Consider the following 15,312-nt stretch of genomic DNA (forward strand, 5'->3'; position numbering starts at 1 on the left):
TCGTCGGCATGGGCCGAACCGACCACGTTCTCGAAGCCGTTGACCAGCACGTCGCCGTCGGCGTCGCCGCCCCAGGCGCCGAGCAGGCCGAGCAGCAGATTGCCGAGATTGATGTGCACCCCGACATCGGATTCCGAGTAGCCGACGGTATCGGTACCGGTGCCGCCGGTGAGCAGGTCGAGCCCGCCCTTGCCTTCGACATAGTCGTTGCCGGCGCCGCCGCCGATGGTGCCGAGCAGGAAGTCGTCACCATACAGCACCTCGTCCTCTCCGTTCGAGGTGTCGATCCCCAGCAATTCCAGGAGTTCCGGAGACACAGCCATGGTGCTCCCCCTTTCCGAGAAGGAAATTGGCGCGTCATCGATGAAATCACGGTCTCTAAGCAATCATTCGCGATGCAGTCGTCGGATTCAAGAAGATAAATACCATGATATGGCGAATTCATCTCAACAGATGAAATGAAATTCAATTATTTCCTGATTTTTATATCCATTTACCTCAAATTTATTACTGCTAATCTGACTTGGGTTGGATGGGCGCCCAGGGGTGACCAGGGCGGCGAAAGGTGGCTTCGTCACGCTGACCATCGAGGCGGGGAATTTGGGGGAGGGGCCGGGTCACTCCTGATCCTCATGGCGCGCCCCTCGGACCTGGCCGAGGGGCGTGGCCATCCCGCGGCATCGCCCGGAATGCCGCTGTGTCCCGTCCATGGCGCTGCCGTCACCCCTCGGTCGCGGTGGCTACGAATGCGGCGAGCTCCCGTCCGAACCGGGACGGCTCCTCATAGAAGGGGCTGTGGCCGCTCTCCGCGTAGACCGAGAGGCGGCTGCCCGGATGCAGCGCCTTGATCCGCTCCGACATGGCCAGGCGGACCAGCCGGTCATGCGCCCCGTGCGTCAGCAGGATCGGGCCGGCATAGGCCTGGAAGACGGGCTCGAGATCCGTGGTCGCGGTCCGGACGAAGCCCTCGTTCACGGCGCGCGCCGTCATGCCGTTGACGACTAGCATGCGCTGCAGCTCGATCTCCGTCGGCGGCTGGTGGAAGCAGGCGGCGAGGAACTCGGCCGTGGCCGCAACCCGTTCCGCCAGATCATGCGAGGTGGTGGTGCGGGTGAAGGTGCCCGCCAATGGGGTGAGCAGATCGGGCGACAGCCTGGTGACGGCGTCCACCAGGTTGATCCCCGCGACCCGCGATCCTCCATGTTTCCGGAGATACGCGCCGGCCACATAGCCGCCGAGCGACCAGCCCACCAGCACGGGACGGCGGAGCTTGGCGCCGGCGATCACGGCGGCGACGTCGTCGGCCCATTGGTCGGCGTCGGAATAGGTGTCGAGCGCGGCGGGCTTGTCCGAATCCCCGTGGCCGCGAAGGTCGAACCGGACCATGCGGAAGCCCGCCAGGGCCGGGTCGGCGAACTGCTTGTCCCAGCTCAGCCGGCTCTGGCGCAGGCCGTGGATGAACAGGATCTCCGGCGCCTGTGGGTCGCCTTGGGCCTCGCCCGCCAGCATCGTGCCGTCGGCCGACCGGACGAAGAACGGCTCGCGTGTTGCCGTGGGGCCTCCGGCCGCAACCGGGCCGGTTCCTGCCGCGCCGGCAAAGGCGGTTCTCGCCTGGACGGCCAGGGCGGTGAGGCCGACCGCGCCGGCCAGGAATCTGCGTCGTGAGCGATCCATGAGCACCATCCATGTTGATTAGCGATCACTAATCAACCGGCTTGACGCCGCCTGTCAAGCCGTTGTTTAGTGACTGCTATGGAACTGGATGAGAAATCGCGCGGCGGGCGGCCGTGGAGCTTCGATCGGGACAAGGCGGTCGAAATCGCCATGCGGCTGTTCTGGCGGCACGGCTATGAAGGGGTGTCGGTCGGCGATCTGACCAAGGCGATCGGGATCGCGCCGCCGAGCCTGTACGCCGCCTTCGGCAGCAAGGCCGGGCTCTATCGCGAAGCGCTGGCCCGTTACGAGCAGGGGATCGGCGCTCTCGACGCGACCCCTGTCGACTCGGCGGCCTCGCTGGCGGAGGCGGTACGGCTGCTACTCGAGGCGGCGGTCCGGGCCGTCACCCATCCCGACCGTGAGCGGGGCTGCATGATCTCCAGCGGCATGATCGCCTGCCATCCGGAGCACGCCGGGCTCGCCCGCGTTCTGGCCGCGCGGCGCGACGCCATGCGCGAGAGGATCGCGCACACCCTCCAGCCCTTTGCCGACGCAGACGAGGTGCGCCGCCTGGCCCGGCATCTGGCGGCCGTCATGCAGGGCGTCTCGATCCAGGCCCGGGACGGGGCGAGCCCGGCGGAGCTGCAGGAGATCGTCGGCGACGTCGTCTCGGGGGTCGCGGCGCGGCTTCCGCAGCGGATCGGCTAGGCTGCGCCCTCGTCATTCCGGCCGATCTCGGCCTGACCGATCTGCTCGGCTGCCAGCGCGATGAACGCCCTGACCAGGGGCGAGAGGTGCTGGCCGCTCGGATAGACGGCATGGATTCCGCCGGCCGGCATCATGTGGTCGGCCAGCACGCGGCGCAGCCGCCCGTCTCGGATCGGGGTCTCGGCGATCCCGAAGGGCAGCCGGGCGATGCCGTAGCCCGCGATCGCGGCGGCGAGCACCGCCTGCATCTCATTCGCGGCGAAGCGTCCGGACACGGTGACCGTCTCCCGGCCGTCCGGCCCGTCCAGCACCCAGGACGCGCCGGCGGCTGACGGACCGGCGATGACGCAGTCATGGCCGGCGAGATCCGCCGGCGAGGCTGGCTCGCCCCGGCGCGCGAGATAGTCCGGGCTGGCGCACAGGATCCGGTGCGTGGTGCCGAGCCTGCGGGCGATCAGCGTGGAATCCGGCAGGACCCCGGTCCGGAAGGCGAGGTCGATGCCGTTCTCGACCAGGTTCAGCCTTTCATCGGTGAGGCGCAGCTCGACCTTGGCCTTCGGATAGGCCGCCAGGAAGTCGAACACCATGGCCGCCAGAGGGCCGCCGAAGCCGACGGGGGCCGAGATGCGGATCGTCCCCGACGGCTCTGCCCTCGCTTCCGCCAGCTTGAGATTCGCGTCCTCGATCGTCCGCAGGGCCCGGCTGCTCTGCTCATAGTAGAGACGCCCTGCATCCGTCAGGCCGAGGCTGCGCGTCGTCCGCTGCAGCAGCCGCGCGCCGACGGCCTGCTCCAACACGGCGATGCGGCGGCTGACCGTCGTCTTGGGCATGCCCAGCAGCCGCGCGGCCGCGGTGAAGCTGCCGGATTCCACGACGCGGGCGAACACCAGGATGTCGTTGAGGTCGAGCATTGTATTCGCTTGCGGGACAGCATTTCCCGATTATCGCCCATAATGGGCCAATGCGGAAACCCCCAACTCTGCTTCGTTGCAGACCAAGGGAGCAGACCCATGACCATCAAGCGAAGCGTGCTGGTGACCGGCGCCACGGGCCAGCAGGGAGGTGCCGTCGCGCGCGCCCTGCTGTCGCGGGGCCACCGCGTCAGGGCGTTGACCCGCAAGCCGGATGGCGATGCCGCGCGGAGCCTGGCGTCGGCCGGTGCCGAGGTCGTGGCCGGCGACCTCGGCGATGCGGCCTCCATTCGGCAGGCCGCCGGCGGCGTCGACACGATGTTCCTGATGACCAACACCTACGAGGCCGGGGCGGAGGAGGAGACGCGCCAGGGCATCCTGGCCGCCGATGCGGCGAAGGCCGCCGGAATAGGGCATCTGATCTACTCCTCGGTCGCCAGTGCCGACCGGAAGACCGGCGTTCCGCATTTCGAGGGCAAGCATCTGGTCGAGCGGCACATTGCCGGGCTCGGCATCCCCTACACCGTCAGCGCGCCGGTCGCGTTCATGGAGAATGCCGTCGCGCCATGGGCGATCGGCGGGCTGCGCCAGGGGGCGCACGCCTTTGCCCTGCCGCCCGGGCGCGAGATCCAGCTGGTGGCCGTCGCGGATATCGGGACTTTCGTCGCGGCTCTGGCAGAGCGGCGCGAGCAGGTGTTCGGAAAACGTTTCGACATCGCCGGTGACGAGCTGACCGGCGAGGCGCAGGCGAAGATCCTGTCGCAGGCCATCGGCCGCCCGGTCGCGTATCGGGAAATCCCGGTCGCCGTGATGCGCCAGCAGAGCGAGGATGCGGCGCTCATGTTCGAATGGTTCGATCGGGTCGGCTATTCCGCCGACATCGCCGCGCTGCGGCGGGACTTCCCCGAGATCCGCTGGCACAGCTTCGCCGATTGGGCGCGCGCATTCGACTGGAGCGTGCTGGATCGGACGCCATCCGCCTGAGGGGAGCCCCCAGCCGCCCCACCGTCATGCGAGGAGGCGAGGCCGACGAGGCGATCCATCGACCGCATGATCCGCGCCACGATGGCTTCGCCGCGCTCGCAATGACGGTTTGGGGGAGCGGCCCTCGCCACCTTCACCGTCATCGCGAGCCCCCGCAGGGCGTGGCGATCCAGCCCGTGGCCGCCCGCGCCGGCTGGGGGCGGGAGCCGGTATCACCCGCTCGCTGCGGCTGACCCTGCTGCTGGAGGATAGGCTCTCGCGCCCGCCCGCGGAGCCGCCGCAGGAGGCGCGATCGGTCGAGACGGCCGGCAAGGCGTGGCCGGAGCTGCGGGTGAGGCTGGCCATGGCGGCCGCGGCCTACGACGGCGCCGAGACCGAGGACGAAGAGGCAGAGGCCGGCCGGCTCTTCGGCGAGATCGGCGAACGGCTGGAGCGGCCGGAGCTGGCGGAGATGGTCGAGACCTGCCCGGCGCCGGCGGCCGTGGCCCGGCTGTGCCCGCGATTCGGCCTGCCGCCGGAGGAGGCGGAGCGCTGGGTCGCGGAGTCGGACCGGTTCCTGGCGACGCTGGACCCGCCGCCGGTGGACGACCCGCCGGACACAGGGTGAGGCCGTCGGTTGGGCTCGCCCCCGGGCGAACCCGACCTGCCGCCGCCCTCGCGGCTCCGATCCTGTTGGGTTCGCGTGCCGCGAACCCAGCCTACGAGACCGGCTGACGCAGCCTCCCCACTCTCCCTCCCTCGCCGGAGGGCAGAGGGGGCTGCGCGTCCGCGCGTTTGGCGTGATCTTGACCTCCGCCCACTCGGCTATGCCGAGCAAGGACTGGACGTCCGCGCCGGGCTGTCATCTGGCCCGGCCTTTTGTAGGATGTAAGAAAGCGCGGCCGAATCCCGGCCCCGCCGCGACGGGAGGACAGAGACATGGCCGATATCGCCTATCTCGGCCTCGGCCTGATGGGCCGGGGCATGGTGCGCAACCTGCTGCGGGCGGGGCATCGCGTCCACGCCTGGAACCGCAGCCCGGTCGAGCTGCCGGAGGAGATCACCGACCATCCCGGCTATGCCCGCGCCGCCTCGGTGGCGGCGGCGGTGTCGGGCCGCGACCGGGTCATGCTCTGCGTCACCGGGCCGGATGCCCAGCGCGCCGTGCTGCTCGGCCCCGAAGGTGCCTTCGCCCATGCGGCCAAGGGCGCGGTGGTCGTCGACAGCACCACCACCGACCCGGCGGTGTCGCGCGGCCTGGCCGCGGCGGCGGCTGAGGCCGGCCACGCCTATCTCGACGCCCCGGTCTATGGCAGCAAGGACCAGGCCTGGGACGGCAGCATCGGCTTCATCGTCGGCGGCGACGCGGCGGTGCTGCAGGCGGTGCGGCCGATCCTGGAGGCGGTCTCCGGCGGCGTGCATCATCTCGGGCCCAGCGGCGCCGGCGCGGTGATGAAGCTGGTCGGCAACCTGCTGTCGGCGGCGCAGATCGCGGCGCTCGGCGAGGGCCTGGCCCTGGCCCGCCGAAACGGCCTCGCCGCCGAGGGGGTGATCGAGGTGCTGGACCGCTTCGGCGGCTCCTCCGGCGTCATCCGCGGCGCCGCGCGCAAGACGCTCGCGAACGATTTCGAGCCGGCTTTTCACCTCAAGAACATGGCCAAGGACATCGGGTTGATGCTCGATCTCGGCCGCGCCGGCGGCGTGCCGATGCCCGGCACGGCGTTGACGGCGGAGCTGTACCGCGCCGCCCTGACCGCCGGCCATGGCGAGCTGCACGCCAACGCCGTCCACAAGGTGCAGCTCCGCCTCGCTGGCGTCGAGGAATGAGCTTCTCCGGCCCGTCGCATCCGGCCACGGCCGGCGGCGTCCGCACCGAGCAGGCGTTGCTGGCCGACGGCCGCCCGATCCGCTACCGCCGCATGGGCGCAGGCCGCGCCATCCCGATCGTGATGGTGCACGGCTTTGCCGGCGAGCTGCTGACCTGGGCCGCCAACCAGGTGCCGCTCTCTGCCGGGCGCCCCGTCTATGCGCTCGACCTGCCCGGCCATGGCGGCTCCTCGAAGGATCTTGGCGCGGGCGGCGTGCCCGGCCTGGCCGAGGCGCTGCTGGCCTTCCTCGACGCGGTCGGCGTCAGCCGCGCCCATCTGGTCGGCCATTCCCTGGGCGGGGCGGTGGTGTTGCAGGCGGCCCTGTCCCGCCCGGACCGCGCCGCTTCCCTGACCTTGATCGCCCCGGGCGGCCTCGGCGCCGAGGCCGACACCGGCTTCATCGACCGGCTGCTCGGCGCCAATGATCCGGCGGTCCTGGCGGCGGCGCTGCGGCCGCTCTACGCCGATCCCCGGCTGGTCACCCCGGCGCTGGGCGGGCTGGTGCTGGCGGCCCTGTCCGCCCCGGGCGCGCGCGAGACGCTGCGCCGCCTGGCCGACCAGTGCTTCGCCCCGGGTCGCCAGCGCCTGGTGCTGCGCGACCGGCTGGCGGAGCTGGCCATGCCGGTGCAGGTGCTGTGGGGCACGGATGATGCCATCGTGCCGGCTGCCCATGGCCGGGGCCTGCCGGCGGGGGTGGCGCTGCACCTGTTCCCCGGCCAAGGTCACATGCTGCCGATCGAGGCACCGACCGAGGTCAACCGTCTGATCGAAGGAATCGCGTCCGCTGGGTGACTCTGTCGCGGCCGGCGATGCTTGCCCCCGGCCGGGTGAACGGGATTGAGTGCGACGGCAGGCGCGACGCGGCGGAGGCCGATGGACACTCTCGAGCAAGCAAGCGATCTGATCGGCCGCATCTACGACGCCGGGACCGATCCCGCGGCGTGGCAGCCGATCCTCGTCGACATCTGCCGCTGGACCAATGGCGAGGTGGCCCAGATCCTGGTCCTGGAATCCGCCGCCCCGGCGCCCTTCTTCAACGTCGCCGTCGGCTACGACGCGGCCGTCCACGCCCGCTATCTGCGCGAATACGCGCTCGAGGATCCACGCCTGCCGCCCTGGCGGCGCCTGCCGCCGACCGTCCATCTCTGTCACCAGGTGGTCGACCCCGCCTGGTTCGACCGCCAGGATTTCGGCGCGTTCCTGGACGAGAACGGCTGCCGCTGGACCATGGCGGCGATCGACCCGGGCTTTGACGGGGTTTCGGGGATGAGCGTGCGCCGCCCGCGTCGGGCCGGGCCGTTCACGCCGGAGGAGGGGCGGCGCTTCGACCTTCTGGTGCCGCATATCCGCCGCTCGCTGGCGCTCGCCCAGCGGCTCGAAGGGCTGGCCGGCCGCGCCCGCCTGGCCGAGGACGTGCTCGACCGGCTCGATCGGGCCGTGGTCCTGCTGGCTGCCGGTGGCCGGGTGGTGCATGTCAACGCGGCGGCGGTCCGGCTGTTCGAGAGCGGCCGGCTGCTGTTGCGGAGCAACCGTCTGGATTCGGCCGATCCGGCCGAGGCCGCGGCGCTGCGCGGGCTGATCGCGGCGGTGCTGGACCCGGCCCCCCGCGCCGGCCTGGCCCGACTGTTGTCCGGCTCCGCCGGGGCGGCACTGATCGCCAGCGGCTGCCGCCTGCCGGACCGGCGGCCGGCCGCCGTGGCCGAGCCGCAGGCGGTGGCGGCGCTGTTCCTGACCCCGATCGGGTCGAGCCGGGACGATCTTGGCCAGGTGCTGCCAGCGCTGTTCGGCCTCAGCCGGGCGGAGGTGCGGCTGGCCATGGCGCTGCATGAAGGCTTCTCCCTGTCCGAGATCGCGGAGACGCTGCAGCTCAGCCGCGAGACGCTGCGCAGCCAGCTCCGCTCCGTCTTCGACAAGACCGGGACACGGCGGCAGGGGGCCCTGATCCGCCTGCTGGCCGACCTGGCCCGGGAGAGCCGGCTGATGCGACGGAAGACGTAGGCCGCGGGTGTGATGGCGGACACGGCGCGGCCACAATGATGCGGTTAGCATGCTGCCATTGTGACAGCACAAGCGAACCGTTTCATGTCCTCCACCATGGTCGTACGCAACACCGAGCGCAATTCAGGGCTCGACCTCGTCCAGCTCGCCGGCCGCCTCTGCCTGGCGCTGGTCTTCTTCGCCGCTGGCATCTCCAAGATCCCGGAATGGGCATCGATGCTGGCGATGATGCGCAGCCGCGGCCTGCCGGAGCCCGAGCTGCTGCTGGGCGCCGCCGCGGCGCTGCAGATCATCGCCGGCGCTCTGCTGCTGCTCGGCTGGCACACCCGGCTCGCGGCGCTGGCGCTGGCTGGCTTCACCGTCGTCGCCACCGTCCTGTTCCACGGCTTCTGGGACTCTCCGCCGAACCGGTTCGAGCTGGATTTTGCGATCTTCATGAGCAACCTCGCCGTGCTTGGCGGCCTGCTCTTCATCGCCGGCACCGGCGGCGGCCGCCACTCGCTCGACAGCGGCCCGGGCGACTGACCGGCCCACCAAGAAAAAGGCGCGTGACCCGCGGGTCACGCGCCCTCTGCCTGTCGGGGGCTTGCTCTTACCAGCCGGCGACGACCGCGCCCTTGAACCGGGTCGCGATGAACTGCTTCACCGCGTCGGTGTGGTAGCTGTCGACCAGGGTCTTGACCCAGGGCTCGTCCTTGCGCGCCGTCTGTACCGCGATGATGTTGACATAGGGGCCATCCGCCGCCTCGCGCAGGATCGCGTCCTTGGCTGGGTCCAGGCCGGCCTCGATCGCGTAGTTGGTGTTGATCGCCGAGATGTCGGTGTCGTCCAGCGACCGCGGCAGCTGCGCCGCGTCCAGCTCGATGATCTGCAGGTCCTTCGGGTTCGCAATAATATCGGCCACGCTGGGCTTCAGCCCGACGCCGTCGGCCAGCTTGATCAGGCCCGCCGACTGCAGCAGCAGGAGGACGCGGCCGCCATTGGTCGGGTCGTTCGGGATGCCGACGGTGGCGCCATCCTTCAGATCCTCGATCTTCTGGATCTTCCTGGAGTAGATGCCGATCGGGAAGGTGACGGTGTTGGCCACCTTGCTGATCTTGTAGCCGCGCTTCTCGATCTCGTTCACGAGGTACGGCTCGTGCTGGAAGGAGTTGGCGTCGAGCTCACCGGAATCGAGCGCCGCGTTGGGCACGACATAGTCCGAGAATTCGACGATCTCGATGTCCAGGCCCTTCTCATGCGCGATCGGCTTCACCTGTTCCAGGATCTCGGCATGCGGCCCCGGCGTGACCCCGATCTTCACGGTCTCGGCCACGGCCGGCTGCACGGCCAGGGCGAACACCGCCGCGGCCAGAATCGTCTTCAGGCTCATCACATCCCCCTCGGGTGGAAAGGCTCAGGCGGCGCGCTGCCGCTTGTTGACGCGGCGGGCCAGCCGGTCGCCGGCCATCTGCACCGCCTGCACGAACAGGATCAGCACGATCACGACCGCGGCCATCATCTCCGGCATGAAGCGCTGATAGCCGTAGCGGATGCCGAGGTCGCCCAAGCCCCCGCCGCCGACCGCGCCGACCATCGCGGAATAGCCGATCAGGCTGACCACGGTCAGGGTCAGGCCGGCCACGATCGCCGGCATCGCTTCGGGCACCAGCACCTTGCGCACGATCTGCAGCGACGAGGCACCCATCGCCTTCGCCGCCTCGACCAGGCTCTGGTCGACTTCGCGCACCGCCGTCTCGATGATCCGGGCGATGAAGGGGATGCAGGCGATGGTCAGCGGCACGATCGCCGCGGTGGTGCCGATCGAGGTGCCGGCGATCAGCCGGGTGAAGGGGATGATCGCCACCACCAGGATGATGAAGGGGGTGGAGCGGGTGGCGTTGACCACCAGGCCGACGATGCGGTTGGCGGCCGGCGCCGCGAACAGCTCGCCCTTGCCGCTGGTCGCCAGCCAGATGCCGATCGGGCCGCCCACCAGCGTGCCGATCGCGGCCGAGACCGCGACCATGTAGAGCGTCGCCCAGGCGGCGTCAGCCAGCAGCGCGAAGAGTTGCGGGGACATGGCCCAGGACCTCGACGGAAAGCTTGAGGGAGGAGAGGAAGTCGATCGCCGACCGCGCCGTGTCCGGCCCGCCCGGGATGGCGACGATCAGGGTGCCGAAGGGCGCACCTTGCACGCTGTCGACCCGGCCGTGCAGCAGCGCCGCGTCGATGCCGAGCCGGCGGGCCAGCTGGCCCAGCGCGGTGGTGCCGGTCTGCGATCCGGCGAAGACGAGGCGCAGCACGGTCTCGCCGCCGGCCAGGGGCTGTTCGGACAGCTTGGCGGCCAGCGCCTCCGGCAGCTCGGCGCCGGTGACGCTGGCGACGAAGGCGCGGGCCGTCGCCGTCTGCGGCCGGGTGAACAGGTCGAACACCCGCGCCTCCTCGATCACGCGGCCCTGCTCCAGCACCGCGACGCGGTGGCAGATCGCCTTGATCACCGCCATCTCGTGGGTGATCAGCACGATGGTGAGACCGAGTTCGCGGTTGATCTTCGCCAGCAGCTGCAGGATCGAGGCCGTGGTCTCGGGGTCGAGGGCGGAGGTCGCCTCGTCGCACAACAGCACGCTGGGCTCGCTGGCCAGCGCCCGGGCGATGCCGACGCGCTGCTTCTGCCCGCCCGACAGCTCGGCCGGGTAGCGGTCGCGCTTGTCGGCCAGGCCGACCATCTCCAGCAGCCGGTCGACCCGTGCGGCGATGCCGCGGCGGTCGAGGCCCGCCAGCTCCAGCGGCAGCGCGACATTGTCGAAGACGGTGCGGGAGGAGAGCAGGGCGAAATGCTGGAAGATCATGCCGATCTTCCGCCGCTCGGCCCTGAGATCCGCCTCCGGCAGCGCCGTCAGCTCGGTGCCGTCGACGGTGACGGTGCCGCTGGTCGGCCGCTCCAAGAGGTTGATCGCGCGGATCAGGGTCGATTTGCCGGCGCCGCTTGGCCCGATCACGCCGAAGATCTCGCCGCGCTCGATGGTCAGGGACACGTCGGACAGCGCCGCGACCTGGGCCTGGCCCGCGCGGGTGAAGGTCTTGGAGACGGAATCGAGGCGGATCATGGACGGGGCCGGATCAGTGGATCGGTGCGGGGACGAAGATGGCCGCCGCGGGCAGGGCGGCAGGGCCTGGAGCCCGGGTCAGGCGCGGCGACAGCGCATCGGCACCGCGGCCATGGGCCGGTGCGCGAAAGGGCTGTGGTGGGCCGTCCTGGTCATCGTCGCGTCCTCGTCTCTTCCGAGGGAACCACGACCTGCATCGTGGCGCTTTAGCGGTTGGTGATGCGGGCGCAAGCTGCTTCCCATCAAATCGCCGCGGGCCCGTCACGGTGGGCCGGTCCGTCGCCCTTTAGATATCGCGGCGCCCCGGGCAGGTCAATCAATCGCGGCATGCGGCCTGTGGATTGCTGAGTTTCACAACCGGATTGTGAGTTTTTGAGCCCGCATCTCCGGCCGTCTGGGCGGGGATCGTGGCAAATCCATGTCATGCATGCTTACCATTGCTGCGCTGCAAAAAGACCGATCCTGTCGCGGCGCGGACGTCCTACATTGGAGGGGCACAAGGGAAAACATGAGAGGCCGGTCTCGCCGGCAGTTGAGGTAAGCATGCATATCGACGTTCTGGACTTCGCTCCCGCCCCCGCCCGCCGCGCCGGCATCTTCGCCCGGATGCGCGACGCCGTCGCGCGCCGCGTCGCCGAGCGCCGCGAATACAACCGGATTTATGACGAGCTGCTGAAGCTCGACCGGCGCGAGATGGACGAGCTGGGCATCGGCCCGGCCGATTTCGACGCCATCGCCCGCGGCACCTATCGCCGCTGAGCCCGGCGCGGCCGCCTGTCGCAGGATCGGCCGCCGAACAGGACAGGGCGCCCGCCCGCCGCAGCCGGACGAACCGGCCAGCGGCGGGCCGGGGCGCCCTGTTTTCGTTTGGATCGACGCGCGTGTCATTTGGCGGATCGGCCGGACGGCGCTATATGAGCACCCCATGAGCAAGAGACCACGGGCCCACGGCCAGCCGACGGACTGGCGGATCGCGAAACGGATGATGCGCGAGCACATGAAGGGCCATTTCTGGCGCTTCATGCTGGCCTTCGTGTGCCTCTGGGCGACTGCTGCCGCGAGTTCCGCCATTCCGTTCGTGAGCCAGCATATCCTGGATGGCATCTTCACCGACCGGCGCGCGGACCTTCTGGTGCCGATCTCGCTGCTGGTGATCGGCGTCTTCTTCGTGCGTGGCGCCGCGAGCTATGGCTTCAGCGTGGTGATGAACAGCATCGGCCGGCGCATCGTCGCCGAGCTGCAGATGCGCATGTTCAGCAGAAAGATCTGGGACGATCTCGCCAGCTTCCACGCCGTCGCCTCCGGCCATCTGGTCAGCACCTTCACCTTCAACGTCCAGGCGGTGCTCGGCGCCGTCTCGACCAGCGCGGCGGCGATCGGCCGCGACGCGATGACCCTGGTCGGCCTCGTCGCCGCCATGTTCTACCAGGACTGGAAGCTGGCCCTCGTCGCCTCCATCACCTTTCCGCTCTCGGTCGTCCCTCTGATCAAGGTGGGCCGCGACCTGCGCAAGGTGACCCGCAAATCGCAGTTCGGCATGGGTGAGCTGACCAGCTATCTGACTCAGGTCTTCCAGGGCATCCGGCACGTCAAGGCCTATAACGCCGAGCAGCGCACGATCAAGGCGACCGAGACCTTCGTCCAGGCGGTCTCGAAGCTGTCGCAGCGGATGACCCGGATCAAATCCTACAACGCCCCCTTCATGGAGGCGCTTTCCGGCGTGGCGATCGCGCTGGTGATCTTCTACGGCGGGTCCGAGGTGATCAACGGCAACCGGACCACCGGCTCGTTTTTCGCCTTCGTCCTGGCCCTGATGCTGACCTACGACCCCCTGAAGCGGATCGTGAACACCTGGGGATCGATCCAGCAGGGGCTGACCGCGGCGGAAGGCATCTTCGCCATGATCGACAAGCAGCCGATGATCACCGACCGGCCCGGCGCCGCCGTGCTGGACCGGGTGACGGGCGCGATCCGGTTCGAGGACGTGCATTTCTCTTACGGCCCGGCCATCCCGGCGCTGCGCGGCATCACGGTCGAGATCCCGGCCGGCAAGACGGTGGCGCTGGTCGGCCCCTCGGGCGCCGGCAAGTCGACGCTGCTGAACCTGATACCGCGCTTCTACGACCCGTCCTCGGGCGCGGTCCGGATCGACGGCCACGACATCCGCGATGTTACCCAGCACTCGCTGCGCGAGCAGATCGGCCTAGTCAGCCAGGAGACGACGCTGTTCGATGCCACGGTGCGCGACAACATCGCCTATGCCCGGCCGGGGGCGGGCCAGGAGGAGATCGAGGCCGCGGCCCGCGCCGCGGCGGCGCACGACTTCATCCTCGCCCTGCCGCAAGGCTACGACACCCAGATCGGCGAGCATGGCGTGCGCCTCTCGGGTGGCCAGCGGCAGCGCCTCTCGATCGCCCGGGCCATGCTGAAGAACGCGCCGATCCTGCTGCTGGACGAGGCGACCTCGGCCCTCGACACCGAAAGCGAGCGCCAGGTGCAGGACGCGCTGAACCGCCTGATGGTCGGCCGCACCACGCTGATGATCGCGCACCGCCTGTCGACCGTGCGCGGCGCCGACCTGATCTACGTCATGGATCAGGGCCAGATCGTCGAGGCCGGCAGCCATGCCGAGCTGCTGCAGCACGGCGGCCTCTACGCCCGGCTGTGGGCGATGCAGACGGCCGAGGACGAGCAGCGGGCCGAGGCGCAGCCCGCCGTGGCGGTGGCGGGGTAGGATGGGCCTTGAGGGCCAATCGGCGGGAGGGCGGCCGCCGCGTCTGTTCTGCGACGTGACGCCGATCCTGGCGCATGCGCGCGGCCATACCACGGTGACCGGCGTGCAGCGCGTGGTGTTGCGCGTGGTCGGGCACCTGGTGGCGACGCACGGGCCGGACGCGATCCGCGGCATCGCCTGGCATCCGAAGCTGCGGCAGGTGGTCGAGATCGACCTGTCCTTTCTCGGGCCGGATTACCGCTTCGAGGCGCACCACGCCGAGTTCGTCCGCGACATGGCGATCCCCTATGACGCAGGGGGTGGGGATCGAGCGCCGCTGCGCCGGCTGGCGGCGAAGCTGGGCCGGTTGCGCTGGCGGCTGGGGAGCCGATCAGGCTTCGGCCGGCGCCTGTCGCGGCCTGCCCTCATGCCGGCGGATCGGATCTTCCTGCCAGTGCCGACGCTGCGCAACGATCCCTACATCGCCTTCCTCGCCGGCCGAAAGGCGGCGGGCAATGCCGTCTTCCAGCTGATTCACGACGTCATTCCGGTGAAGCTTCCGGCGTTAGCCAAGCCGGGGCACGAGCCCGAGTTCCGCCGCTTCCTTGGCCGCGCGCCGGAGTATGTCTCGAGCTTTCTCTGCGTCTCGGATCAGACGGAGGCGGATCTCCGGGAGGTGATGCCGGCCGCCGGGACGAAGATTCCCACCCGCGTCGTCCCGCTGGCCCATGAATTCGCCGGCGACCCGGCGGATGATGCAGCGGTAGGGCCGGCTGTGCGGGCGCTTGCCGAGTCGCCCTTCGTCCTGTGCGTCGGCACGATCGAGGTGCGTAAGAACGCCTATGCCCTCGTCCGGGTCTGGGACCGGTTGCGGTCGGAACTCGGTGAACGGATGCCCCGGCTGGTCCTGGCCGGCCAGCGCGGTTGGCGGACCGAGGATCTGTTCGACCTCCTGGCGCGGACGGCCAATCTCGGTGGCACGGTCGCGGTGGCCGAGACGCCGACGGATGCCGAACTGGCCTTCCTCTACCGGCACTGCCTCTTCACCGTGTTCCCCAGCCTTTACGAGGGCTGGGGCCTGCCGATCGGCGAAAGCTTGTGGTTCGGCAAGCTCTGCATCGCCTCGAAGACATCCTCCATGCCGCAGGTGGGGGGCGAGCTGGCCGAGTACGTCGATCCGAAAGACGATGACAGTCTACAGCGCACCGTCCTACAGACATTCCGGGAACCGAACTATGTCTCAGTGAAGGAGCATCGGATTCGGCAGGCGGAGCTCCGGCTTTGGTCCGATGTGGCCCGGGACATCTATGGGGCAGTGATGGCTGACGCATCGGCAGGCCGCCTCGCCCATGCCGCGAGCCGACGTTATCTCAGGCCAGTGCCAGGATAAGGGCGTGGTTCAGCAG

At 69.7% G+C, this 15,312-nt stretch carries 15 protein-coding genes and 1 pseudogene; 10 read left to right on the top strand and 6 right to left on the bottom strand.

The annotated features are described in order from the left end of the window. Window positions 1-323 (bottom strand): annotated as a pseudogene (locus KXR53_RS31915) (hypothetical protein); the annotation flags it as partial. 397 nt (window positions 324-720) lie between these two features. Further along, window positions 721-1,674 carry an alpha/beta fold hydrolase gene (locus tag KXR53_RS31920; protein WP_437379655.1) on the bottom strand — a complete coding sequence of 318 codons (954 nt, stop codon included), beginning with the start codon at window positions 1,672-1,674 and terminating at the stop codon, window positions 721-723. 78 nt (window positions 1,675-1,752) lie between these two features. Between KXR53_RS31920 and KXR53_RS31925 the strand changes: the two genes are divergently transcribed. Beyond that, window positions 1,753-2,364 carry a TetR/AcrR family transcriptional regulator gene (locus KXR53_RS31925; RefSeq protein WP_437379656.1) on the top strand — a complete coding sequence of 204 codons (612 nt, stop codon included), beginning with the start codon at window positions 1,753-1,755 and terminating at the stop codon, window positions 2,362-2,364. Here the strand turns inward: KXR53_RS31925 and KXR53_RS31930 are convergent. Beyond that, window positions 2,361-3,275 carry a LysR substrate-binding domain-containing protein gene (locus KXR53_RS31930; protein ID WP_437379657.1) on the bottom strand — a complete coding sequence of 305 codons (915 nt, stop codon included), beginning with the start codon at window positions 3,273-3,275 and terminating at the stop codon, window positions 2,361-2,363. The genes KXR53_RS31925 and KXR53_RS31930 overlap by 4 nt on opposite strands. Window positions 3,276-3,374: 99 nt before the next feature. Here KXR53_RS31930 and KXR53_RS31935 point away from each other — a divergent pair, with 99 nt between their 5' ends. The 6 genes from KXR53_RS31935 (at window position 3,375) to KXR53_RS31960 (ending at window position 8,629) form a co-directional block, all read left to right on the top strand. Further along, complete coding sequence (locus KXR53_RS31935) at window positions 3,375-4,259, top strand: NmrA/HSCARG family protein (protein WP_437379658.1); 885 nt, start codon at window positions 3,375-3,377, stop codon at window positions 4,257-4,259. 343 nt (window positions 4,260-4,602) lie between these two features. Continuing rightward, window positions 4,603-4,866, top strand: a complete 264-nt coding sequence (locus tag KXR53_RS31940) for a hypothetical protein (RefSeq protein ID WP_437379659.1) — start codon at window positions 4,603-4,605, stop codon at window positions 4,864-4,866. A 311-nt stretch (window positions 4,867-5,177) separates the two neighbouring features. After that, on the top strand, window positions 5,178-6,065 hold the full coding sequence (locus KXR53_RS31945) for an NAD(P)-dependent oxidoreductase (RefSeq protein WP_437379660.1): 888 nt from the start codon (window positions 5,178-5,180) through the stop codon (window positions 6,063-6,065). Next, complete coding sequence (locus tag KXR53_RS31950) at window positions 6,062-6,898, top strand: alpha/beta fold hydrolase (RefSeq protein WP_437379661.1); 837 nt, start codon at window positions 6,062-6,064, stop codon at window positions 6,896-6,898. The genes KXR53_RS31945 and KXR53_RS31950 overlap by 4 nt, the downstream gene beginning before the upstream one ends. A gap of 81 nt (window positions 6,899-6,979) precedes the next feature. Then, a complete protein-coding gene (locus KXR53_RS31955; protein ID WP_437379662.1) occupies window positions 6,980-8,104 on the top strand; it encodes a helix-turn-helix transcriptional regulator in 1,125 nt (374 codons plus the stop codon). A gap of 84 nt (window positions 8,105-8,188) precedes the next feature. Next, complete coding sequence (locus tag KXR53_RS31960) at window positions 8,189-8,629, top strand: DoxX family protein (RefSeq protein ID WP_437379663.1); 441 nt, start codon at window positions 8,189-8,191, stop codon at window positions 8,627-8,629. 67 nt (window positions 8,630-8,696) lie between these two features. On the opposite strand, the gene KXR53_RS31965 is transcribed toward KXR53_RS31960, so the two are convergent. From KXR53_RS31965 to KXR53_RS31975, 3 genes are read right to left on the bottom strand one after another with little or no spacing between them, the layout of a single operon-like run. Continuing rightward, on the bottom strand, window positions 8,697-9,476 hold the full coding sequence (locus KXR53_RS31965; RefSeq protein WP_437379664.1) for a MetQ/NlpA family ABC transporter substrate-binding protein: 780 nt from the start codon (window positions 9,474-9,476) through the stop codon (window positions 8,697-8,699). 24 nt (window positions 9,477-9,500) lie between these two features. Continuing rightward, a complete protein-coding gene (locus KXR53_RS31970; RefSeq protein WP_437379665.1) occupies window positions 9,501-10,166 on the bottom strand; it encodes a methionine ABC transporter permease in 666 nt (221 codons plus the stop codon). Continuing rightward, window positions 10,135-11,193 (bottom strand): methionine ABC transporter ATP-binding protein, encoded by a 1,059-nt coding sequence (locus tag KXR53_RS31975; RefSeq protein ID WP_437379666.1) that lies wholly within the window; start codon window positions 11,191-11,193, stop codon window positions 10,135-10,137. The genes KXR53_RS31970 and KXR53_RS31975 overlap by 32 nt, the downstream gene beginning before the upstream one ends. A gap of 543 nt (window positions 11,194-11,736) precedes the next feature. On the opposite strand from KXR53_RS31975, the gene KXR53_RS31980 reads away from it, so the two are divergent. From KXR53_RS31980 to KXR53_RS31990, 3 genes are all read left to right on the top strand, one after another. Continuing rightward, window positions 11,737-11,952, top strand: a complete 216-nt coding sequence (locus tag KXR53_RS31980; RefSeq protein ID WP_437379667.1) for a hypothetical protein — start codon at window positions 11,737-11,739, stop codon at window positions 11,950-11,952. A gap of 166 nt (window positions 11,953-12,118) precedes the next feature. Next, on the top strand, window positions 12,119-13,927 hold the full coding sequence (locus KXR53_RS31985; RefSeq protein ID WP_437379668.1) for an ABC transporter ATP-binding protein: 1,809 nt from the start codon (window positions 12,119-12,121) through the stop codon (window positions 13,925-13,927). Window position 13,928: 1 nt separating this feature from the next. After that, window positions 13,929-15,296 (top strand): glycosyltransferase family 4 protein, encoded by a 1,368-nt coding sequence (locus KXR53_RS31990; RefSeq protein ID WP_437379669.1) that lies wholly within the window; start codon window positions 13,929-13,931, stop codon window positions 15,294-15,296. Window positions 15,297-15,312: the final 16 nt, after the last annotated feature.

Origin of the sequence: Inquilinus limosus (genome assembly GCF_051487185.1) — a bacterium.
GTDB classification, from domain to species: domain Bacteria; phylum Pseudomonadota; class Alphaproteobacteria; order DSM-16000; family Inquilinaceae; genus Inquilinus; species Inquilinus limosus_F.